The organism is Thermobifida cellulosilytica TB100, from assembly GCF_001517975.1.
Lineage (GTDB): Bacteria > Actinomycetota > Actinomycetes > Streptosporangiales > Streptosporangiaceae > Thermobifida > Thermobifida cellulosilytica.
On record NZ_KQ950189.1, the window covers coordinates 33,088 to 55,203 of the forward strand.

General features: G+C 72.1%; 21 protein-coding genes and 1 pseudogene. 10 read left to right on the plus strand and 12 right to left on the minus strand.

All coding sequences use genetic code 11. The features are described from left to right. Positions 1-21 precede the first annotated feature (21 nt). Positions 22-1,719, minus strand: a complete 1,698-nt coding sequence (locus AC529_RS21215) for a hypothetical protein (protein WP_068758683.1) — start codon at positions 1,717-1,719, stop codon at positions 22-24. A gap of 581 nt (positions 1,720-2,300) precedes the next feature. Between AC529_RS21215 and AC529_RS18840 the strand changes: the two genes are divergently transcribed. Both AC529_RS18840 and AC529_RS18845 read left to right on the plus strand, forming a co-directional pair. Next, positions 2,301-3,617 carry a nucleotide sugar dehydrogenase gene (locus AC529_RS18840; RefSeq protein WP_068758684.1) on the plus strand — a complete coding sequence of 439 codons (1,317 nt, stop codon included), beginning with the start codon at positions 2,301-2,303 and terminating at the stop codon, positions 3,615-3,617. A gap of 155 nt (positions 3,618-3,772) precedes the next feature. Continuing rightward, on the plus strand, positions 3,773-4,387 hold the full coding sequence (locus tag AC529_RS18845) for a malonic semialdehyde reductase (RefSeq protein ID WP_068758685.1): 615 nt from the start codon (positions 3,773-3,775) through the stop codon (positions 4,385-4,387). Positions 4,388-4,458: 71 nt separating this feature from the next. On the opposite strand, the gene AC529_RS18850 is transcribed toward AC529_RS18845, so the two are convergent. The 8 genes from AC529_RS18850 to AC529_RS18885 form a co-directional block, all read right to left on the minus strand. Further along, positions 4,459-5,289 (minus strand): glycosyltransferase family 2 protein, encoded by an 831-nt coding sequence (locus AC529_RS18850; protein WP_068758719.1) that lies wholly within the window; start codon positions 5,287-5,289, stop codon positions 4,459-4,461. A 287-nt stretch (positions 5,290-5,576) separates the two neighbouring features. Beyond that, positions 5,577-6,347 carry a CDP-alcohol phosphatidyltransferase family protein gene (locus tag AC529_RS18855; protein ID WP_068758686.1) on the minus strand — a complete coding sequence of 257 codons (771 nt, stop codon included), beginning with the start codon at positions 6,345-6,347 and terminating at the stop codon, positions 5,577-5,579. Next, positions 6,325-7,374: an iron-containing alcohol dehydrogenase family protein gene (locus AC529_RS18860; RefSeq protein ID WP_068758687.1), complete on the minus strand. Its 1,050-nt coding sequence runs from the start codon at positions 7,372-7,374 to the stop codon at positions 6,325-6,327. Before AC529_RS18860 ends, AC529_RS18855 begins: the two co-directional genes overlap by 23 nt. 5 nt (positions 7,375-7,379) lie before the next feature. Further along, the gene (locus tag AC529_RS18865) at positions 7,380-8,111 is read right to left on the minus strand and encodes a phosphocholine cytidylyltransferase family protein (RefSeq protein WP_068758688.1); all 732 of its coding nucleotides are present in this window, start codon (positions 8,109-8,111) and stop codon (positions 7,380-7,382) included. Between the two features lie 16 nt (positions 8,112-8,127). Further along, positions 8,128-8,766, minus strand: coding sequence for a DUF5941 domain-containing protein (locus AC529_RS18870; protein WP_068758689.1), 639 nt, complete (start codon positions 8,764-8,766; stop codon positions 8,128-8,130). 7 nt (positions 8,767-8,773) lie between these two features. Then, entirely contained in the window at positions 8,774-9,628 is an 855-nt protein-coding gene (locus AC529_RS18875) for a hypothetical protein (protein ID WP_068758690.1), read from the minus strand. Between the two features lie 86 nt (positions 9,629-9,714). Then, positions 9,715-10,506 carry an ABC transporter ATP-binding protein gene (locus AC529_RS18880; protein WP_068758691.1) on the minus strand — a complete coding sequence of 264 codons (792 nt, stop codon included), beginning with the start codon at positions 10,504-10,506 and terminating at the stop codon, positions 9,715-9,717. Continuing rightward, positions 10,506-11,336 carry an ABC transporter permease gene (locus AC529_RS18885; protein ID WP_068758692.1) on the minus strand — a complete coding sequence of 277 codons (831 nt, stop codon included), beginning with the start codon at positions 11,334-11,336 and terminating at the stop codon, positions 10,506-10,508. Before AC529_RS18885 ends, AC529_RS18880 begins: the two co-directional genes overlap by 1 nt. Positions 11,337-11,767: 431 nt before the next feature. On the opposite strand from AC529_RS18885, the gene AC529_RS18890 reads away from it, so the two are divergent. Further along, on the plus strand, positions 11,768-12,517 hold the full coding sequence (locus tag AC529_RS18890; protein WP_068758693.1) for an IspD/TarI family cytidylyltransferase: 750 nt from the start codon (positions 11,768-11,770) through the stop codon (positions 12,515-12,517). Next, on the plus strand, positions 12,517-13,287 hold the full coding sequence (locus AC529_RS18895; RefSeq protein ID WP_198156494.1) for a glycerophosphodiester phosphodiesterase: 771 nt from the start codon (positions 12,517-12,519) through the stop codon (positions 13,285-13,287). Before AC529_RS18890 ends, AC529_RS18895 begins: the two co-directional genes overlap by 1 nt. 26 nt (positions 13,288-13,313) lie before the next feature. On the opposite strand, the gene AC529_RS18900 is transcribed toward AC529_RS18895, so the two are convergent. Beyond that, entirely contained in the window at positions 13,314-14,330 is a 1,017-nt protein-coding gene (locus AC529_RS18900; RefSeq protein ID WP_198156495.1) for a glycosyltransferase family 2 protein, read from the minus strand. A 381-nt stretch (positions 14,331-14,711) separates the two neighbouring features. Here AC529_RS18900 and AC529_RS18905 point away from each other — a divergent pair, with 381 nt between their 5' ends. The 5 genes and pseudogenes from AC529_RS18905 to AC529_RS21090 all read left to right on the plus strand — a co-directional run. Continuing rightward, complete coding sequence (locus AC529_RS18905; RefSeq protein ID WP_232306834.1) at positions 14,712-16,109, plus strand: LCP family protein; 1,398 nt, start codon at positions 14,712-14,714, stop codon at positions 16,107-16,109. A 136-nt stretch (positions 16,110-16,245) separates the two neighbouring features. Further along, a complete protein-coding gene (locus AC529_RS18910; RefSeq protein ID WP_068758697.1) occupies positions 16,246-16,875 on the plus strand; it encodes a hypothetical protein in 630 nt (209 codons plus the stop codon). Between the two features lie 286 nt (positions 16,876-17,161). Continuing rightward, a complete protein-coding gene (locus AC529_RS18915) occupies positions 17,162-18,421 on the plus strand; it encodes a UDP-glucose dehydrogenase family protein (protein WP_394326462.1) in 1,260 nt (419 codons plus the stop codon). Between the two features lie 32 nt (positions 18,422-18,453). Continuing rightward, positions 18,454-18,870: a CoA-binding protein gene (locus AC529_RS18920; RefSeq protein ID WP_068758699.1), complete on the plus strand. Its 417-nt coding sequence runs from the start codon at positions 18,454-18,456 to the stop codon at positions 18,868-18,870. Positions 18,871-19,332: 462 nt separating this feature from the next. Next, positions 19,333-19,455 (plus strand): annotated as a pseudogene (locus tag AC529_RS21090) (Uma2 family endonuclease); the annotation flags it as partial. Positions 19,456-19,701: 246 nt separating this feature from the next. Here AC529_RS21090 and purE read toward each other — a convergent pair. Together purE and AC529_RS18930 are read right to left on the minus strand one after the other, a co-directional pair. Further along, the gene (purE, locus tag AC529_RS18925; RefSeq protein WP_068758700.1) at positions 19,702-20,235 is read right to left on the minus strand and encodes a 5-(carboxyamino)imidazole ribonucleotide mutase; all 534 of its coding nucleotides are present in this window, start codon (positions 20,233-20,235) and stop codon (positions 19,702-19,704) included. Then, the gene (locus AC529_RS18930; RefSeq protein ID WP_083948467.1) at positions 20,232-21,389 is read right to left on the minus strand and encodes a 5-(carboxyamino)imidazole ribonucleotide synthase; all 1,158 of its coding nucleotides are present in this window, start codon (positions 21,387-21,389) and stop codon (positions 20,232-20,234) included. Before AC529_RS18930 ends, purE begins: the two co-directional genes overlap by 4 nt. Before the next feature lie 101 nt (positions 21,390-21,490). Between AC529_RS18930 and AC529_RS18935 the strand changes: the two genes are divergently transcribed. Next, on the plus strand, positions 21,491-21,952 hold the full coding sequence (locus AC529_RS18935) for a GtrA family protein (RefSeq protein WP_068758701.1): 462 nt from the start codon (positions 21,491-21,493) through the stop codon (positions 21,950-21,952). Positions 21,953-22,116: the final 164 nt, after the last annotated feature.

Consider the following 22,116-nt stretch of genomic DNA (forward strand, 5'->3'; position numbering starts at 1 on the left):
CCCGTCGTCCCCAGTGTGCCGTCAGCCGGCGTGTGCGTGGTCGGGGGCCGCGTCGTGGCCGGCGGGACGCGGGTCGCCGAGGGCGAGGAGGCGGGCGCCGTGGCGGCTCCACACCCCCGGGTGCAGGCCCCTGCGGACGAGGTCGCGGCGGGCCAGGAAGGGCCGCACCTCGTTGACGAACACGTACTCCTGGGCGGCGGCGGCCCAGCCCAGGTCGGTGCCGCGGGCGGGCCGGTCCGCGCTCCCTCCGGCGAGCACGGCCGCGCCGACCGCGTCGGCTCCGGAGCACTCGGCCGCGCACAGCGCGTCGACCAGGAGCGTCTGCCCCGCGGGGCGGTCCCACAGCAGCGTCCACGGCGTGGTGGCGGCCCGGGCGAGGCGCGCCCATGCGGCGGGCGTCCAGCGGTCCACCGGGCCGACGCCGAGGTCGGCTGCCGTGCGCACCGGGTACCCGTGGGCGCGCAGCCGCTGGACGCCAGCGTAGGCGGCGCACGGGGCGGGCACGACGACCTCGGCGGGCGGGTGCTGCTGGTGGAGCACGTCGTCGGCGAGGGCCAGCGACTCGGTGTCGTCGAGCGGGCTGGCCAGCACCGCGACGGCGCGCCCGGCCAGCGGCTGCGTCCGGGTGCCGCCGCCGGGGAGCAGCCGCACCCGGTCCAGGAGCTCCGACAGGACCACGGGGGTGGCCCGGGTCAGGAAGAGGGAGCGCAGCACCGAGCGCAGTTCGCCCGGGGTGAGGGGGCCCTCGCCGACGGTCCGGGCCGGCCCGGTGCCGTCGGCGGTGGTGCGCACGGCCGCGGGGGGCAGCCCGGGTCCGGGCTGCCCGGAGGTGAGCAGGACCCGGGCACCGCAGGCCAGCGCCCGGTCGGCCAGGGACGGGGTGTCCACGACCGCGACCGCGGCGGCGCGCAGCACCTCGGGCAGTTCCTCCCAGCAGGTGTCGGCGTCGAGGATCTCGTCCTCGCCCGCGGCCGGGAGGCGTCCGGTCCCCGAGACGCGCACCGGGGTGCTCAGGCGGTCCGGTTCGGCCGCGACCGGGTTGTACCGGTGCAGGGGGACGCCGAGGTCGCCGTCGTGGACGTGGTCGAAGCCGAGCTCGGCCAGGGCCGGGGCCGCGGGGACGTCGCGGACGAGGACCGAGGCCACCCCGCGCGCTCCGGCCGCCTCCAGGACCCAGCGCAGCGCCCGGGTGCGGTCCACCGCGGCCGGGTCGCCGGCGTGCGCCCACGGGTTTCCCGGCCGGGTGGCCGAGGTGGTCACCAGCACCAGGTCGACGTCGGCGGAGTCGAAGACGACCTGGACGTCGTGCGGGCGCAGCGGGATGATCCGGGCGTACGGCGCCAGGGCGGCGCGGGCCTCGGCGGAGAGCACCCCGGCGACGACGATCCGCTCGTCGCCGAAGGCGGGCTGTCCCGCGAGCAGCCGGGCCTCCTGCCGTTCGGCCTCGTAGGAGCGGACCGGTTCGGGGATGCGGGCGCGGTCGCGCTGGGCGGAGCCGGTACCGCGGGTGCTGCCCCGCCACAGCCGGTACAGCTCCCGGGGCAGCCGCACCAGGCCCCGGGCGGGGCGGCGGGCGGCTCCGGCCAGTGCCCGCCCCACTTGCAGCGAGGTCGAGCCCTCCAGGGCCGCCAGGCGCGCCCGGGCCTCCTGGAGCTGCGCCTCGCGTTCGGCCAACGCCTTGCGGAGCTGTTCGGTCTGGCTCTGCTCACGCCGCTTCATAGTCCGTCCTCCCGGCACGTTCGCAGCCACCGGCGGTGGTGCGGGCGCCGACCCACTTCCCTGCCGTCCACGGTGGCGAACCTGGATGAACAGGTGATGAACCCGACTTCACGGCCGACGGTCGATCCGGCGGTCCGCGCCCTCGGCCCCGGGGCCCGGACAGCGGGCAGGGCCATCGTAGTGCCCGGCGCCCCGCCCCGGGCGGTCGGGCATTCCCATCCACACCGCTGAGTCAATACGCGAATGCGGTCGGTGACGCACTGATCTTGAAAAATAGTCAAACTTGTTGATGACGCGGCTGTATTTTCTTTGTCTCGCTACTATTCGCCGCTCTGTGCGAAATCTGTTTCCCAGTGCCTCCGGCTCCCTGTTTCCGCCGTATGGGCGATATCATCATGCGCGCGCCGAGAGCAGCCCGCAGCCGCATACCCAGATATCAGGCCCTCATGTCAGCCCCACGCAAGAATGTCCTGTTCAGGCCAAGTGCGATATCGGAAGGCAACGCGGTACCGAGCTCGGGCGTCCAGCTACCGGAAAAACACATCCCGTGAGCATGCTTTTCCATATGAGGGAGATCAACTGTGGGCGTCTCGACCTACACCTCTGACCTAGTGGTCGTCGGCCTGGGGTACGTGGGCCTGCCGCTGGCGCACGAGGCTTCCCGGTCCGGCCTGAAAGTCACCGGGCTCGACGTGAACCAGCGCGTGGTCGACGGGCTGAACGCCGGAAGGTCGCACATCGACGATCTGTCCGAGGTGGACATCGCGGACATGCGGGCAGCCGGGTTCACCGCGACCTCGGATCCGAGCGTTCTCGGGAGTACCCAGACCATCGTGGTCTGCGTCCCCACCCCCCTGTCCGAGGAGGGCTCCCCGGATCTCAGCGCGGTCACCTCCGCGGCCGAGTCGATCGCGGCGCACCTGTCCCCGGGGACCCTGGTCATCCTGGAGTCGACCACTTTCCCCGGCACCACCGACGAGGTGCTCCGCCCCATCCTGGAGCGCTCCGGCCTGACCGCGGGACGGGACTTCCACCTGGCCTTCTCGCCCGAGAGGATCGACCCCGGCAACCCGGTCTTCGGGGTGGCCAACACCCCGAAGGTGGTGGGCGGCTACACCGAGCTCTGCGGTGAGCTGGCCGCGGCCTTCTACGGCAAGTTCGTGCGCACCGTGGTGCGGGCGCGCGGCACCCGGGAGGCGGAGATGGCCAAGCTCCTGGAGAACACCTACCGCCACATCAACATCGCCCTGGTGAACGAGATGGCGGTCTTCTGCCGGGAGCTGGGGGTGGACCTGTGGGACTCGATCGCCTGCGCCGCCACCAAGCCCTTCGGCTTCCAGGCGTTCTACCCGGGGCCGGGGGTGGGCGGGCACTGCATCCCCATCGACCCCAACTACCTGTCCTACAAGGTCAAGACGCTGGGCTACCCGTTCCGCTTCGTGGAGCTGGCCCAGGAGATCAACGCGCGGATGCCGGACTACGTGCTGCGGCGCGCCCAGGACATGCTCAACGACGCGGGGCTGGCGCTGTCGCGGTCCACCGTTCTGCTGCTGGGGGTCACCTACAAGGCGGACATCGCCGACCAGCGCGAGTCCCCGGCGCGCCCGGTGGCCGCCAAGCTCGCGGAGAAGGGGGCGACGCTGCTCTTCCACGACCCGCACGTCTCCGAGTGGGAGGTGGGCGGCCGGCCGGTGAAGCGCGTGGACGACCTGGAGCGGGCGATGGCCGAGGCCGACCTGACCATCCTGCTCACCGACCACCGCGAGTACACGGCCGAGCTGCTGCTGGAGCGGTGCCGACGGCTGCTGGACACCCGGGGAGTGCTGCCCCGTACCACCCCGGGCACGGAGGGCCGGATCACCTCTCCGGTCACCCGCGAGGGCGTCGAGGTGCTGTGACCGTCGTCGGCTGTGGGACGGCCCGACCGTCCCACCGCCCAGCGTGAGGCAGTACACACGGCACCGGCGAAATACTTTCCGAGGAAGACAAGTTGGCTCTCTTTGCCCGGCAGTACCGCCGGGCGGACGTGTCGACGAAACTTCCAGGAGAGACCTTGTCCCAGATCTCCGAACCGCTGGAGCTTGCCAAGGACGCCCAGGACCTGCTATTCCGTGAGGCGCGGACCGCGAACACCTTCTCCGACGAGCCCGTCACCGAGGAGCAGGTGCGCGCCGTCCACGACCTGGTCAAGTACGGTCCCACCGCGATGAACTCCCAGCCGCTGCGCATCGTCCTGCTGCGGTCGCCGCAGAGCCGGGAGCGCCTCGTCCGGCACATGTCCGAGGGCAACCAGGCCAAGACCCGCACCGCACCGCTCACGGCGATCCTGGCCTACGACAGCGAGTTCTACGAGAAGGCGGACCGGTTCTTCCCGGACCGCGCCCAGAGCGTCCGGGACATGTTCTCCGGCAACGCCGAGGCGCGCGCGAACTTCGCGAAGCTCAACGCCACACTACAGATCGGCTACTTCCTGGTCGGCGTGCGCGCCGCCGGTCTGGCCGCGGGGCCGATGACCGGCTTCGACGCCGCCGCGGTCGACGCCGAGTTCTTCCCCGAGGGCCGGTACCGCTCCCTCGTGGTGATGAACATCGGCCGCCCGGGCGCGGACCACCCGCAGTTCCCGCGGCTGCCCCGGCTGGAGTACGAGGACATGGTCACCGAGCTCTAGGCCGCACCGACCCGCAGGCCCGTCCCGCTCGGCAGGGCGGGCCGCGTCCGTGTCCGGGGCCGCACCGCGGCTCAGATGATCGGCGGTCGTCCGTCCAGGGTCATCCGCCAGGCGGTGGACCACCGGATCGGCCTGCGCTGCCCGGGGTCGGTGCGCCACCCCTCGCGGAATCCCGCGAACCAGGGGCGCAGCGCCGTCGCGGAGCGCTCGCGCAGCACCGTCAGCGTCACCCACACGGCCAGGTAGAGCACGGCCAGCGGCCACGGCAGGTTGCGCCGGGCCAGCCAGACCCGGTTGCGCGCGTTGAGCCGGTAGAAGTCGGCGTGCCGGGTCGGGGAGGTCGCCGGGTGGTACATGACCGCCTCGGCGTCGTACTCGATGTGGAAGCCCGCGTCCAGGATGCGCCAGGCCAGGTCGGTCTCCTCGTGGGCGTAGAAGAACCTGTCCGGCAGTCCGCCGCCCCGCTCGAACGCGGTGCGCCGGATCGCCGACGCCCCGCCCAGGAAGGTGGTCACCCGGCTGGAGCGGCCCGGGTCGCCCACCCGCAGCCGGGGCACGTGCCGCCGCTGGTCGGGGCCGCCGTCGGGATCGGCGATCCGGAAGGACAGCGCCCCGAGGGAGGGGTCCGCGGCGAACCGGTCGTGGACGTGCCGTCCCAGGTCGCGGGACCGGTACCAGCCGTCGTCGTCGAGGAACAGGATGACGTCGCCGCTGCTGGCCCTCACCCCGGCGTTGCGGCCCGCCGGGATGCCGACGTTCTCGGGCAGCCGCACCGTGACCACCCGCTCGTCCAGCTCCGGCAGGTCCGCCCCGTTGCCGACGACGACGACCTCGATGTCGACGCCCTCCTGGTCGAACACGCTGGCGATGGCCCGGCGCAGCTCCGCCGGGCGGTTGCCCATCGTCAGCAGCACGCAGGAGAGCTTCAACTGCTGCGTACCTCCGCTCTCCGGCCCGGACTCCTGCTCCTGCGCGGCCTGCTCGACCCCGTCGTAGGGGTGCTTGTCCTGGGGGGACACGGCGGCCTCGCGGGACGCCGCGCTCTGCTGCGCCGTGTGCGGGGAAGGGACCGGACTGTTCATCGACAACCGTTCATCGAGGTGTGGGACAGGCCAACGGAATCCAACGATCGCATGAACCCGCTAACGACCGTATCAATTCCGGGGAGGTGTGCAGCGCGGTCCGCGGTTCACCGCAGCCGGTTGGACGCCAGGATGCTCACCAGGTGCAGCACCGTCTGCAACGCCGCCACCGCGACGCACGCGACCGTGAGCACCTGGGTGGCGAGCAGGTCGCCGCGGACCGCGTCCACCACCGCCGCCACCACGACCAGCAGCGACAGCTCCACCGCCTGGATGATGCGGTGGAAGCGCAGCGCGGAGGCGACCGTGCGGGCCAGGTTCAGCCCGGCGGAGCGGGGCCGCAGGGCCTCGTCCGACACCCGCTCGCCCAGGCCGGCCTTGGCCCGGGCCACCACCACGTTGTCGGTCTCGGCCTTGATCAGCGCCGCGCCCAGGGCCGCGGCCATGCCGGCGACCACCCAGGTCCCGGCGGCGAACTCGCCCTGGGCCCGCACCCCCAGCCCGATCAGCAGCGCGACCTCGGACAGGTAGTGGCCGATGCGGTCCAGGTAGACGCCGGTCACGCTGGTCCGCCCGGTGAACCGGGCCACCTCGCCGTCGGAGCAGTCCAGCAGCAGGTAGACCTGGACGAGGAGGGCGGACAGCAGGGCCGACCACAGCCCGCCGAAGGCCAGCACCACCCCGGCCAGCACGCCGCAGACCATCATCAGGTAGGTGATCGGGTTCGGCGGCACGCCCAGGCGGACGAAGAACGTGCTCACGTAGGGCGAGATGTCCCGCATGTAGAGGCGGCCCGCCCAGTGCTCCTCGTTGACCCGTTCCTTGATTCCTTCGGGCTGGCCACCGGCCCGAACCTCAGCGACCGAAGGCTTGGACATAGTCGCGAACGCTCCGCCTGATCTCGTCGTCGGAAAGGTTGAGGTGCTCCAGGATCGTATAGCGGCCCGGCCGGGTGGACGGCGCGAAGGCCACGGCGCGCACGAACTGCTCCTCGTCCAGCCCCACGTCGGAGGGGAGGGTCGGCAGTCCGTGGCGCAGCAGGCAGGCGTGGACGTCCCGGAGCCGCTGCTCGCCCTCGCCCAGGTGCCGGGAGCGCAGGAAGAAGGCGTACAGCGTGCCCAGACCGGCCAGCTCCCCGTGGTTGCTGGTGCCCGGGTAGAGCTGGTCCACGGCGTGCAGGATCTCGTGGTCGGCGCCGCTGGCGGGGCGGCTGGAACCGGCCACCGACATCGCCATCCCCGACAGCACCAGCGCCTCGGCCAGCGCGGTCAGGAAGTCCTGGGACTCGATCGAGTCGGTGCGGTGCAGCACCGCCTCGGCCGCGACCCGGGCGAAGGTGACGGCCATGCCGTCCACCGGCTCGCCCGTCTCGGCCCCCGCCAGCTCCCAGTCGGCGATCGCGGACAGGTTGCTCAGCACGTCACCGACCCCCGAGCGGACCAGCCGCTCCGGGGCGGCACGCACGTAGTCCACGTCCACCACCACCGCGATCGGCAGGTTCACCCCGTAGGAGCCCTTGCCGCTCTCGTGCTCCAGCGAGCTGACCGGGGAGGCGATGCCGTCGTGGGAGAGGTTGGTGGCGACCGCGATCATGGGGATGCCCGCCATGGTGGCGGCGAACTTGGTGACGTCGATGGTCTTGCCCCCGCCGATCCCCGCGACCGCCTCGTAGGCCCCCGCCCGCAGCTTCTTGCCGAGCTCGTTGGCGGTGTCCACGGTGGCGTTCTCGACCCGGAACACCTCGCAGTTGGGCAGGTCGAGGTCGGCGGCGATCTGGGCGCCCTGGCCGGGGCCGACCGCCACCGCGATCCGCCCCTCGTGGGCGATGCGCCGGTCGGCGAGCAGCAGCCCGAGGCCCGAGATCGCCCCGCGCCGCACGTCGATGGAGAGTGGCGAGGCGAGCATCCGGGCTAGTAGCGGCATGCGATCTCCCGAGCGCGGGCCAGGTCGTCGTGGTTGTCCACCTCGACCCACTCGACCTCGCCGATCGGCGCCACGGCGATCCTGCCGCCCCGGTCGACCAGCTCCTGGTAACCGTCCTCGTAGTACAACTGGGGGTCGCGCTCCCAGGTGGCCTTCAGCGCGTCGGCCAGCCGCCCGGCGACGCCGCCCTCGATGAGGGTGACCCCGATGTACTCGCCCGCGGCCGTCGCGGGGTCCATCAGCTTGGTGATCCGCTTCAGGTGCCCCGTCTCGTCCAGGGTCACCTTCATCTCCTCGTCGGCGAGTGTTTTCACGTTGTCCACCGCGAGGAGGATCTCCGGTCCCCTGTGGGCGAGCAGCGTCTTCTCCACACCGACCGGGTGCACGGTGTCGCCGTTGGCCAGGAGCACGCCCTCGGCGAAGTAGTCGCGCGCGGTCCACAGCGAGTAGGCGTTGTTCCACTCCTCGGCCTTGTCGTTGAAGACCGTGGTGATCTTCACCCCGTGGCGGCGCTCCAGGGTCTCCTTGCGCTCCTCGACCGCCTCGGAGCGGTAGCCCACGACGACCACCACGTCGGTGAGCCCCACCTCGGCGAAGTTGCGCAGCGTGATGTCCATGACCGTGGTGTCGCCGTCCACCGGCACCAGGGCCTTGGGCAGGGTGTCGGTGTAGGGGCGCAGTCGGCGACCCGCGCCCGCGGCGAGAACCATACCGAGCATGTCGGCGTCTCCCTCCTCAACTGTCGGAGGCTGCGACGCCTCCTCGTGTGTCACCCGGGTCGTCCCCCGCTGCGGTCACCGGCGCCGCGAGCCAGCTCGTGGCGGTCTCCCACGCGAACAGGACAGCCAGGTACCCCAGGAGCAGGCCGTAGGCGAAGGGAAGCCATCCCATCGCTCCTCCGGCCGCGACCAGGAGCATCCGGCCGTCCCAGCCCAGCATGGCCCAGCGGGCCCATTCGGGCGGGAGGACGCCGTGGCGCGCTCGGAGCACGGTGGAGCCGTGGTGCAGGACGACCAGCGCGACAAGCGCGAACACCAGGGGACCCGGTACTCCTGCACCGTAGCCGAGCGCGAACAGGTACAGGTATTCGGCTCCGTGCAACAGCGGCGGCACGACCCAGTCGAACCGTCCGTCGTGCGGATGGGCGGAGGCGACCCCTGACAGCAGGAGCGCCGCCGCCGGTGCGAACAGGGTAACCCCGGTCAGATCACCGAAACCGGCGACCAGCAAGACACCCATCACCAGAATTCCGGCGAAGGCGGGCAGCACGGGCGGAAGCGCCCCCTGGACGAGCGTGCCGATGCCCGTGCTCAGGTGACCGTCGTCACGGAGAAAACGCAGGTCAACGGGGTGGGACTGCGGAGTGGGGTGCATGGGGCCCTCACGGAGTGTGTCGGCGGGGGGTCATTGCCGCACCGGCCACCGCGACGGCGAAGCCAGCGACCAGTGCCGGGAAGGCCGCTGAAACGTCCCAAATCGTTACCGTAGCGGCGATCACCAGGAAGCGCTCGGAGGGGCCGAAGGCCACCAGATCCCAGAGGAGTCCGCTGCCCTTCCGCAGCCGCGCCGGGCCGCGCTCCGGCTCGGCGGTCCCGGAACGGTCGCCGTCGGGGAGCCGCCGTCCGCCGTCCCGGCGCGGCGGGGCGGTCCGGATGCGGACCAGGCCGCCGGGCTCGGTGTCCTCCCGGGCCGGAGGGCCGCCCAGCAGTTCGGCGGTGAACTCCGGGTCGGAGTCGTCGCGGTCGGTGCGGCTGGGGTCGATCGCCTCGATCGGGGAGAGTCTCTCCTCCTCGGCGTCGCGCAGGACCGGTGCGTACCGGGCGGCGCGGGCCGCCACCACCGACTCGCGCACCGCGTAGGCGACGAGCGCGCCCGCAGCCCACGCCCAGGCGTCGGCGCGGCCGTCCAGGTCGGCTCCGACCGCCAGGGCGGCGTAGAGCACGAACTCGCGCAGGTGGACCAGGAAGGAGACGCTCCAGGCGGTGAGCGTGTCGCGGCCCCGCTCGCCGAGCCGGTCGCCGACCGCGTCGCAGTAGAGCACCAGCGCCAGCGCGAGGACTCCGGCCAGCCTGCCCAGGAGGGTGGGGGCGGTGAACCACACGGCGGCCACGACGGTGAGGACGCCCCCGGCCCGGGCCATGGCCGCCGCGGTGGTGCCCCGGCGCTCGGCCCAGCGCACGACGGGGTCGGCCAGCGGTCGCAGTCCGCGGGCGGTGAGTACTCCGGTCTCCGTCACTCGCCGCGCCCTTCCCACACGTGTCTGTGGTGTAACCGTTACCCATGCGGGGACCGCTTGGCAAGCGGCCACACGGATCGGCGGTGTCAGGCGGCCTTGCCGTCGTCCTTCTTCTTGCGCTCGGCGATCTCGGCCTTGGTGTCGGCGTTGTAGGCGTCCAGCGCGCCCTTGATGTCGGTGTCGAGCACCAGCTCGCCGTTGCGGATGTACAGGCCGCGGTCGCAGAAGCGTTTCAGGTCGCCCTCGTTGTGCGAGACCAGAACCATGGTGCGCTGGTTCTGAAGCATCCGCTCGATGGCGTCGTAGCACTTGTTGCGGAAGGACTTGTCGCCCACCGCGAGCACCTCGTCCACGAGCATGATGGGGTGCTCCAACTGGGAGATCAGCGCGAAGCCGAGCCGCACCTTCATACCGCTGGAGTAGTGCCGCACGGGGGTGTCGATGAACCGCGGCTTGATCTCGGCGAAGTCGATGATCTCGTCGAACCGTTCCTGGATCGTCTCCGGGCTCATGCCGTGCAGGGAGCCCACGAGGTGCACGTTCTCCCGGCCGGTGAGCTGGTCGTTGAAGCCCGCGCGCAGCTCCAGCAGCGGGGCGACCTTGCCGCGGACGGTGACGGTGCCCTCGTCGGGGATGAGCACCCCGGCGATCAGCTTGAGCAGGGTCGACTTGCCGGTGCCGTTCTTGCCGACGATGCCGACGCACTCGCCCTTGGTCACCGTGAAGGAGACGTTGCGCAGCGCCCAGAAGTCGGCGGCACCGCGGTTGGGGTCGCGCTTGGTCCCGTGGATGAACATCTCCCGCAGGCTGCGCTTGCGTCGGCGGTTCGTCGCGAACTTGATGCCGAGCCCCTTGGCCTCGATGACCGGCTCCGCCATTACAACTCCTTAAGAACGGCGCTCTCGAGTCGTCGGAACGTGACATACCCGATCAGCAGCACAAGGATGGAGCCCCCGACCGTGGCCCACAGTACGGACGCGGGAGGCGCTTCGGAGGCATACCACACCGCATGGTGCATCTGGAAGATACCGGCCAGCGGGTTGTGTGCGTAAAGCGCCTTGAACCAGTCGGGAAGCGCCTCGACCTCCATGACGCGGAACATCGGGTAGATAACGGGCGTGCCGTAGAACAGCACCCGGTTCAGAATACGGACGATCCGCTCCACATCGCGCAACAGCACGTTGATGGAGGACAGCAGCAGCGTCACCCCGAGCGACAGCACGAGCTGCACCGCGACGGCCGGGATGATCCAGAAGAAGTTCCAGCCGGTCTGACCGCCCAGGGCGAACACGAACACCAGCAGGACCGGCCAGGTGAGCAGGTACTCCACGAACTTGGTCTGCACGATGGCGAGCGGGAAGATCTCCCGGGGCACCTTCATCGTGGTGATCAGCTTGGAGTGGGTGATGAGAGCCTTGGGGGCGTCGTTGAGCGCGGCGCTGAACCACATCCACGGCAGCAGGCCCGAGAGCAGGAACAGGGCATAGCCGCCGGGCGCGTCGGGACCGCCGGGCGCCTGGCGCGCCCCGCCGGTGGCCGCGAACACCACGCCGAAGACGAAGTAGTAGACGCAGGCCATCGCCAGCGGCTCCAACATCGACCAGGCGTAGCCGAGGATCGAGTTCTGGTATTTGACCTTGAGATCGCGGCGGACCAGGTGTCCGACGATTTTCCGGTTCTGCCAGACGGCCAGCGTCCTCGACGCCACCGCCACCTCCTCGGGGTGCAGTCGTTCGGGTACGATCGCGCGACGCGTATCGCCGTGGGATCAGGGGTGTGCCTGCGGCGCCCGGGGCGACCAACGGGGGCGACGGGGCGCCACAGCGGCGTGTCCGGGCCACCGCCGCAGAACGTCTCACGCGCGGCGGCGGAAGGCTCGGGGGTTCGGCGGCGCCGCTCGGAACCGGCCGGGACACGTCCGCCACGCCTCCGGGAGAACACCGGGCCGGACCCAATACTTGCACGATCGGCAGCCCCGGTGATTCCAGGCGCACTAAGGTTACCGGCCAGACAGGCAGAGATGTCCCGTTCCGGGCGAATCATTCCTTCATTGTTGAGTTGCGGTCGGGAACTCCCCGTGACCGTGGGCTAGCCTCTCCCCTTGACCCACGACACGTCCACCACACGGGGAGAGAGGCCATGCCGAACGACCAGCCCGAACGCGGCCGACCGCACGTGACGGCAGCCGTCCTCGCCGGCGGAGTGGGCTCGCGTGTGGGAGGCCCGCTCCCCAAGCAGCTACTGTCGCTGGCCGGACGGACCATCCTGGAGCGCTCGATCGCGGCGTTCTGCACCGCCCCGGAGGTGGACGAGGTCGTCGTGGTCATGGTCGCCGACCACGTCGCCGCCGCCGAGAAGATCGTCGCCGAGGGCGGGTACGCCAAGGTGTCCCGGGTCGTCCCCGGCGGCGCGAGCCGCTCCGAGAGCTCCCTCGCGGCGCTGCGCGCGGTCGCCCACCGCGCCGACGACGACCTGGTGCTGCTGCACGACACCGCGCGCCCCCTGGTGAGCGGGCGCACCATCGCCGCCTGCGTGGCCGCGCTCGCCGAGGCCGGAGCGGTCGGCGTGGCCGTGCCCTCCAGTGACACGGTGGTGCAGGTCGCCGCCGACGCGCGGGGCCGCGAGGTGATCGCCTCGGTTCCCGACCGTGCCGGACTGCGCCGGATGCAGACCCCGCAGGGCTTCCGGCTCGGGGTGGTCCGCCGCGCCTACGCGCGCGCCTGCGCCGACCCCGCCTTCACCGCCACCGACGACTGCGGCGTGGTGCTGCGCTACCTGCCGGAGGAGCCGGTCCGCATCGTCCCCGGCGAGGAGTCCAACATCAAGGTGACCCACCCCGGCGACCTCGCGGTGGCCGAGGTCCTGCTGCGCGGCACGGCGGAGCGGTGATGTTCGCCCCAACCGAGGTGATCGGGCACCGGGGGTACGGCCGCGGCACGGTCGACGGCCTGGTGGAGAACACCCCCGAGTCGGTCGCCGCCGCCGCGGAGGCCGGGGCCTCCTGGGTGGAGGTCGACGTCCGGCGCAGCGCCGACGACGTGCTGCTCGCCTACCACAACGCCGCCCTGCCCGACGGCCGCCTGGTCGTGGACCTGCCCGCCGCGGAGTCCCGGGCCGCCGGAGTGGCCACCCTGGACGAGGTGCTCGACGCCGTCCCCGCGGACGTCGGCCTGGACGTGGACGTCAAGACCGTGCTGGAGGACGCGGTGGACCCGCCCGGGCGGCGCACCGTGGCGCTGCTCGCCCCCTACCTGCGGCGGCAGGCCCGGCTGCGGAGGGTCTTCGTGTGCTCCTTCGACCCGTCGGTGGTGCTGGCGGTGCGCGAGCAGGCGCCCGGGGTGGCCACCGCGTGGATGCCGTTCGTCCGCAACCCGGTGGACCACGCGGTGGCGGGCGCGGCGGGCCTGGGCTGCGCACTGGTCGCGGTCGACGTCCGCTCCTTCGGGCTGGCCGGAGAGCCGGAACGCCCCGGCCGCCGCTCCCCGGAGGAGACCGTGGCGGCGGCGCACCAGGCGGGCCTGGGGGTGGTGGCGTGGTGCCCCGACCCCGAGGACTCGGTCCGCCTCGCCGCGGCCGGGACGGACGCCGTCGTCGTCGACGACGTGCCGGGCACCGTGCAGGCGCTCGCCGAGGCGGCCCAGCCCTGGTCCGCGGACTGAGCGGGGCCGCGCCTCCGCTGCTCCCCTCAGCCTGCCTGGGCGCCCTCGCGCTGCGCCCGGGCGGTGCGGGAGTCGGAGCCCAGACTCGGCGGGCTGGTGATGAAGCCCGCGCCCCACGCCATGTGCATGGTGGCCAGCGCCACGGGGATGGCGAGGCGGGAGGCCAGGGGCAGCCCGGAGCCGAGCGGGATCGAGGCGGCCAGGATCGCGGCCAGGTAGCCGCCCGGGACCAGCCAGGCGGGCCAGAAGAAGAACCCGCCGACCAGCCCCAGCACGATCGCGGTCAGCGCGACCGGGGGCGCCAGGTAGCGCAGGTTGAGGGTGCCCCGGTGCTGCCGGGCCACCACCCGGCGCCACCGGCCGTAGTGGAAGTACTGCTTGGCCAGCGCCCGGACGTTGGGCCGGGGCCGGTAGGAGACCCGCATGCGCGGCTGGAACCACACGGTGCCGCCGGTCATGCGGATGCGGTAGTTCATCTCCCAGTCCTGGGCGCGCAGGAACGCCTCGTCGTAGCCCTGGACCCGGTCCAGCGCCGAGCGCCGGAACACGCCCAGGTAGACGGTGTCGGCCGGGCCGCCCTCGCCGCCGGTGTGGAACCGCGCGTTGCCCACACCGATCTTCGAGGTCATCGCGGCGGCCACCGCCTTCTCCCACGGGGTCTCCCCCTCGGCGGCCATGATGCCGCCCACGTTGTCGGCGCCGGTCTCCTCCAGCGTCTCCACCGCGATGCGCAGGTAGTCGGCGGGCATCATGGCGTGGCCGTCGATGCGCGCGACGATGTCGTGCGAGGAGGCGGCGATCGCCGCGTTGAGCCCCGACGGGGTGCGTCCCGACGGGTTGGGCACCACCTTGACCCGGGGGTCGGAGGCGGCGAGTTCGTCCGCGACCTCCTGGGTCCGGTCCTGGGACGGACCCACGGCGAGCACGACCTCCAGCTCACCTGGGTAGTCCTGGCTCAGGACGTGGCGCACGGCGGAGGCGAGGTGGCGTTCCTCGTTCAGGACGGGCATGACGACCGAGACGGCAGGCCAGCTCACGGGCATATCCACAAGAGTTTCACGCGATCCGGAAGGAAGTCTGGGTATCTGGGCGCGGGATTCCGCTGTCGCAACGGTACTGCACAGCGGGGGCGGCCGGGGCGGCGTCTGTTCCGGGCGCAAACGACCGGGAGGCGGAGCAACACGCCGTGATCGGATTTTCCCGATCCGACACGGTCCTGCTGCCACCCTGGAGAGGTCGGCGGCCCGAAACCCCGGAGGGGCGGCGGGCCGGATGGTTCGGGAGGACGACCGGTGAACGAGGACGGCAGCGACACGACCCGCCCCTCCGCGGAGGTTCCGGAGTTCCGACGCATCCGCTCGGAACCGCTTCCCCCACAGCAGGTCCCGCCGCGGCGGTCCGGGGCCGGGCGCCCCCTCCCCTGGATGCCGAGCGCGGCGGCCCGGCGGCGCCGCGCCGCGCTGCTGCTGTCGGGTTTCCTCTCCGCCCTGGTCCTGCTGGCCTCGGGGACCGCGTGGTCGGTCACCGGATGGCTCTCCGGCCAGTTGCAGCGCTACGACGTGTTCACGGGCCTGCTGGAGGGCGACCGGCCCGACGCCGGAGCGCGTGGCGCGCTGAACTTCCTGGTCATCGGCTCCGACGACCGCAGCGGCCTGGACGCCGGGCAGCGCTCCGAGCTCGGTGTGGGCAACGTGGAGGGGCGGCGCTCGGACACCATCATGCTGGTCCACCTGAACCACGAACGGGACCACATCACCGTGGTGGGCATCCCCCGGGACTCCTGGGTGCAGATCCCCGGCCACGGGCCGCACAAGATCAACGCCGCCTACTCGCTGGGCGGCCCGAGCCTGGCCGTGCAGACGGTGGAGTCGGTCACGGGCGTGCGCATCGACCACTACGTGGAGATCGACTTCACCGGGTTCGTCGAGGTGGTGGACGCGCTCGGCGGGATCACCGTGTGCCTGCCCGAGGCCATCCACGACGAGAAGGCCCACCTGTCCCTGGAGGCGGGCACCCACGAGCTCGACGGCGTGCAGGCGCTGGCCTTCGCCCGCACCCGCAAGAGCCCCCACGGCGACCTGGACCGGATCGACCGGCAGCAGCAGGTGCTGTCCGCGCTGCTGGACCGGGCGCTCGACTCGCAGACCCTGAGCGACCCGGCCCGGTTCACCCGCTTCCTGGAGACGGCGCTCGGCTCGGTCACGGTCGACGAGGCGCTGGACACCGCGGCGCTCAACCAGCTCGGCTCGCAACTGCGCACCGTCGGCCTGGAGGACGTGACCTTCACCCAGGTGCCGGTGGACCGGATCGACTTCTGGACGCCCAGCGGCGAGGTCGCGGTCACCTGGCACGAGCAGCGCGCCGCGGAGCTGTTCAACGCGATCGCCGCGGACCGGCCGGTCCTCACCGAGGAGGCCGAGGCCGACCCGGTCCTCCCCGAGCCCGGCGAGGTGGTGGTGGAGGTCTACAACGGCACCGGGGTCTCCGGGCTGGGCGGACGGCTGCGCGCGGAGCTGCTGGCGGCGGGGTTCCAGGTCCCCGCGGAGGCGGGCAACTGGGTGCGCCACGACCTCGCCGAGACGCTGGTCCGCTACTCGTCCGACAGCCAGGACGCCGCCGTGCTGCTCCTGGAGAGCATCCCGGGGGCGCGCCCGGAGGAGGACCCGGCGCTGGGCGGCCGCGTCCAGGTGGTCGCCGGGGCGAACCTCACCGGGGTGGCCGTCCCGGCGGACCTGGCCTCCCGGGAGGCCGAGCAGCCCGTGGACGTGGGCGGCCGGGACGCGGTGCACACCAGCACCGCCGCGGACAACATCTGCCGGTGAGCCCGGCCCGGTCCCGCCGGAGCGCGGCAGCGGAACCCCGGGGCCGACACCGTCCGTTGTCCGTGTGCACCGGAACGCGTTAGTTCCGCCGCCTCCGGTGGTACTGGAAGGGAACACCGGTCCTAGGAGGGTCTTCGTGTTGCGCCACTCACTCGGCCTGCTGGCCGGGCTCGTCTTGACCCCGCTGCTGTGGGTGGGCACGGCGTGGTCGGCCGACCAGATCGCCGAGCACGCCCGTTCGTCGGCGTCCGGCGGCCCGCTGCTGACCGGCTGCGCGGCCATGATCGGGGTCGGCCTGGTCGGCGGGGTGCTGGCCGCCACCCGGGTCTCTCCCCTGGCCGCGTTCGTCTCCGGCGGGGTGCTGCTGGGCGTTCCCCTGTGGGCGCTGCTGGACCCCGCCTCGATGGACGCGTCCGTGCCGGGCTGGCTGAACGACCCCGACTCGTTCCTGCGCCCGCTGGGACCGGGGCTGCCGCTCTTCCTGGCGCTGGGCACGCTGCTGTTCATCTCCTCGCTCGTGCTGTCCCGGTGGCGTTCGCCACACCGCGCCCGCGCCGAGGAGGCGTACCCGCCCGCCGTGGCCGCGCCCGTCCCCGCCCGCCGCTCCGGGGCCGTCCCGGCCGTCGACGACGCCCCCTCCGAGACCGGCTGGTCCGACGACCTGTCCGCCAAGACCACCACCCCGTTCCGCCGCCGCGAGGACGGCGTCCACCCGCTCGACGGCGAGGCGGACGACCGCACCCGGGTCTTCGGCGACGACCGGTGAGCCGCTGTTTCGTACCCGGAAACCCGCTGTCCGGTGTTTGATGGTCTGATGTAGTGTGCGGGAGTTTCGCACGACTCCCGGTCCACCGCAGTGTCGCGGTGCCCCGCCGCCGCGGGAGGGCGAGACGGCCGCGGTCCCCCTGCCGAGCGGCCCTGTGGCGGCGGGCGGACCGCGCATAGCATTCCTAGGCCGGTCGTGAGGAAGGACTGATCCGTTGGTGGAGAAACAGCACCTCAGAATCGCGGTGCTCGGTACCGGGTACCTCGGGGCGACCCACGCCGCCTGCATGGCGGAGCTGGGCTTCGAGGTCCTGGGAGTCGACGTCGACCAGAGCAAGATCGACTCCCTCTCCTCCGGACGGGTCCCCTTCTACGAGCCGGGCCTGGAAGACGTCCTCACCCGCAACCTCGCCGCCGGCCGCCTGCGCTTCACCACCGACTACGCGCAGGCCGCCGCCTTCGCCGACGTGTACTTCATCTGCGTGGGCACCCCGCAGCAGGCCACGTCCAACGCGGCCGACCTGCGGTACGTGGACGCCGCGGTGGAGACGCTGGCGCCGCTGCTGACCCGGCCCTCCGTCGTCATCGGCAAGTCGACGGTGCCGGTGGGCACCGCCGCCCGCATCACCGCTCAGTTCCACGCCCTGTCCCCCGCGGGCGAGGCCGTGGAGGTCGGCTGGAGCCCGGAGTTCCTGCGGGAGAGCCACGGCGTGGAGGACACGCTCAACCCGAACCGGATCGTGGTCGGCACCGACTCGCCGCGGGTGGAGCAGGTGATGCGGGAGATCTCCGCCAGCCAGATCGCGCGGGGCATCCCCTTCCTCGTCACCGACCTACAGACCGCCGAGCTGGTCAAGGTCGCCGCCAACGCCTTCCTCGCCACCAAGATCTCCTTCATCAACGCGATGGCCGAGGTGTGCGAGGCCGTGGGCGCGGACGTGATCCAGTTGGCCGAGGCGCTCTCCCACGACGACCGCATCGGCGGCAAGTTCCTCGGCCCCGGCCTGGGCTTCGGGGGCGGCTGCCTGCCCAAGGACATCCGCGCGTTCATGGCGCGGGCCGACGAGCTGGGCGTGGAGCCCGCGCTGTCGTTCCTGCGCGAGGTGGACGCCATCAACCAGCGCCGCCGGGCGCGCACCATCGACATCGCGCGCGGCCTCATCGGCGGCAGCTTCGCCGGCCGCACGGTCGGCGTGCTGGGGGCCGCCTTCAAGCCCAACTCCGACGACATCCGCGACTCCCCCGCCCTGGACGTGGCGGCCACCATCGGCTCGCTGGGCGCGCGCGTCACCGTCTACGACCCGGAGGCGCTGGAGAACGCCAAGCGGGCCTACCCGCAGTTGAACTTCGCGCACACCATGGTGGAGGCGGTGCGCGACGCCGAGGTGGTGCTGCTGCTCACCGAGTGGGCGGAGTTCCGCAGTGCCGACCCCGACGAGCTGGGCAAGGTGGTGGCCGAGAAGCGGATCGTGGACGGCCGCAACGCGCTGGACCCCGACCACTGGCGTGCGCACGGCTGGACCTACCGGGCGCTGGGACGGCCCTGAGGCGACCGGCCGGGGCCGAGGGAGGAGGAGGCATGGCGCGGCTCAACGACCCCGAGGAGATCCGTCGGCTGCTGGCGGAGACCGAGGTGTGGGCGGTGGTCGGACTGGGCGACCACCCGGACCGGCCCGCCTACGGGGTGGCGCGCTTCCTCCAGGAGCACGGCAAGCGGATCGTGCCGGTGCACCCGGACGCGGCGACGGTGCACGGCGAGCGGGGCTACCCCTCGCTCGCCGACATCCCCTTCGACGTGGACGTGGTGGACGTGTTCCGCCGCTCCGACGCGGCGGGCGCGGTGGCCGACGCGGCGCTGGAGCGCCCCGAGGTCAGGGGCGTGTGGTTCCAGTTGGGCGTGGTCGACCACGCCGCGGCCGAACGGGTGCTGGCGGCGGGCCGCACCATGGTGATGGACCGCTGCCCGGCGATCGAGTGGCCGAAGCTGCTGGGCTGATCCCCGGAAATCCGGGGGAATCCGAATTCCCGCTGATTTTCCTCGGAATACCGCCTTCCGCCGCGCCGCGGGGGTGGAACCGCTTTTTCGGCCGAGTTCGGCCGCACAGTCTGAATCCCGAGATCGCGCGGTCGTCGCCTCCGGTAATCTCCGGGCCGCAGGAGGCGGCGTCGCAATGGGAATCGCCGCTTTGGAGCATCCGACGACCGAAACTCACGTCGACGCTCGGTGGGCGTACTTGCTGCGCGCCTGGCATGAGCTCGACATACCCGAGGGATGGCGGGCGGAAATACGTGAGGAAGGCATCGTCGTCACACCTCCGCCGTCTGCTGCGCACGGAACGACCGCGGTCGTGCTCCAGTGACAGATCGACCGGAAGATCCCCGACGGCTGGGAGATCCGCCGGGGAACGGGCGTGGCCATCGTCTCGCTGGCCCGGCTACGGGCCCCGACCTGCTGGTCGTGCCCTCGGAGGCGGTTCCCGAAGAGCGGGGCGTCCCGATTCCCTCCGAGGAGGTGCTGCTGGCCGTGGAGATCGTCTCCCGGGACGACGCCACCGACGACCGCGTCACCAAGCGCGAGGAGTACGCCAGGGGCCAGATCCCGCTGTACCTCCTGGTCGACGGGTACGACCCGCGGGGCCGGCGTCACCCTGTTCGCCACGCCCAAGGGCGGGGACTACGCCGACAGCCGCCGGGTGGACTGGGGCGAACCCGTCGCGCTGCCCGAGCCGTTCGGCTTCGGGCTGGAGACCACCGGCTTCCGGGTGCCGCGCGACCGACCCGGTGCCGCCCGTCCGCGCGGCTCCCCTCCGGTCCGGGGCCGACGGGGTCAGCGGGCGCCGAAGCCGAACGACGAGCCCTCGGTGAGCTTGCGGCGCAGCCGCTCGCCCTTCTCCTGGGCCTGCTGCTTGAGGTCGGCCTGGAACTGCGCCATCTTCGCGCGCAGCTCCTCGTCGTGGGCGGCGAGGATGCGCACCGCCAGCAGCCCGGCGTTGCGGGCCGCGCCCACCGCGACCGTGGCCACCGGCACCCCGGCGGGCATCTGCACGATGGACAGCAGCGAGTCGAGTCCGTCCAGGTACTTCAGCGGCACCGGGACCCCGATGACCGGCAGCGGGGTGACCGAGGCGAGCATGCCCGGCAGGTGCGCCGCACCGCCCGCGCCGGCGATGAGGACCTTCAGCCCCCGCTCGGCCGCCTGCGAGCCGTAGGCGATCATCTCGTGCGGCATCCGGTGCGCCGAGACCACGTCGGCCTCGTAGGAGACGCCGAACTCGTCCAGCGCCTCCGCCGCGTCCTGCATGAACGGCCAGTCGGAGTCGCTTCCCATCACGATGCCGACGGTGGGCGGAGTCTGGCTCACTGCGGGTCTCCCTTGAGGTACGCTGCGGCGTTCCGGGCCCGTTCCAGCAGGTCGGCGGGGTCGTCGCCGACCACGGTGACGTGCCCGATCTTGCGGCCGGGGCGGACCTCCTTGCCGTAGAAGTGGATCTTCAGCTCGGGGTCCCTGGCCATGACATGAATGTAGCGGTTGAACACGTGGGGGTCGTCGCCGCCGAGCAGGTTGGCCATGACCGTGTAGGGGGCGACGGTCCGCGGCGACCCCAGCGGCAGGTCGAGCACCGCGCGCAGGTGCTGCTCGAACTGCGAGGTGCACGCGCCGTCGATGGTCCAGTGGCCGGAGTTGTGCGGCCGCATCGCCAGTTCGTTGACCACGATCCCGGTGTCGGTCTCGAACAGCTCGACGGCGAGCATGCCCACCACGTCCAGCGCGGCGGCCAGCTCGATCGCGAGCTGCTGGGCGGCCACGGCCCGCTCCTCCGACAGGCCGGGGGCGGGGGCGACCACCTCGTGGCAGATCCCGTCGCGCTGCACCGTCTCCACCACCGGGTAGGCCGCGACCTGCCCGTAGGGGGAGCGGGCGACCTGCACGGCCAGTTCGCGGCGGAAGGCGACCTTCTCCTCGACCAGCAGCGGCACCCCCTCCTGCGCGGCGCGCTCCACCACGGCCGCGGCCTCCGCCGCGTCGTCGACCACCCACACGCCCTTGCCGTCGTAGCCACCGCGGGCCGCCTTGAGCACGACCGGCCAGCCGGTCCGCGCGGCGAAGTCGGTGACGTGCCCGAGTTCGGCGACCTCGCGCCAGCGCGGGCAGGGGGCGCCCAGCTCGGTCAGCCGGGTGCGCATCACCAGCTTGTCCTGGGCGTGGCGCAGCGCGTCCGGCCCGGGCCGCAGCACCGCCCCGGCCTCCGCCAGTTCGCGCAGCACCGGCTGGGGCACGTGCTCGTGGTCGAAGGTCAGCACGTCGCAGCCCTTGGCGAAGGCGAGCAGGTCGGCGCGGCCCCGGTCGTCGCCGAGGTACACGTCGCCGGCGACGCGCGCCGCGCTGTCGGCGGGGGTGCCCGCCAGCACCCGGAAGTCCACGCCCAGGGCGATGCCCGCCTGGTGGGTCATCCGGGCGAGCTGGCCGCCGCCCACCATTCCGACCACGGGCACGCTCCGGTTAGTCTCGCTCACGGTTGCCTCACCTCTCGGGTCGACGGGTGCTGGGGTGCGGCCCCGCGAGACCGACGCGGGTGCCCGGAAAAGTCTAGTGATGTCCCTGATCGGAACGGGTCGTGCGCGTGATCTCGACGTTGTACCGGCGCTTCGCCCAGCTCATCCACGAAGTGGCCAAGTTCGGCACGGTGGGCGCCTTCGCCTACGTGACGCAGTTGGCGGCGACCAACCTGTTCTGGTACGTGCTGGGCCTGCCGGAGCTGGTCGGGCAGGCGCTGGGCACGTTCTGCGCCACCGTGGTGGCCTTCCTCGGCAACCGGTTCTGGACGTTCCGGCACCGCTCGCACAGCGGGCTGCTGCTGGCCTACGTGCTGTTCTTCGGGCTGAACGGGGTGGGCCTGCTGATCCAGGTCGGCTGCCTGTGGTTCACGGTGGGGGTGCTGGGGCTGGACGGCCCGCTGGCGCGCAACATCGCGGGCAACGTGGTCGGGGTGGGCCTGGGATCGCTGTTCCGGTTCTGGAGCTACCGCAGGTGGGTGTTCCGCGCCCCGGTGGCCGCGGGGGAGTCGGAGCGGGCCTGACTTGTGGTGCCGATCCGGTCTTTTTTCGTAAAAAAGTCTTTACCTGTTCTCCGTAACACCAGCACCAAAGAGGACAATTCACCCAGCCTTCTCTCCACGGCCCCGGAGAGTGAGCCGGAGCGGAATCCCCTGCGGGCAAGGCGTTTTGTGAAGTAAGAGAAATA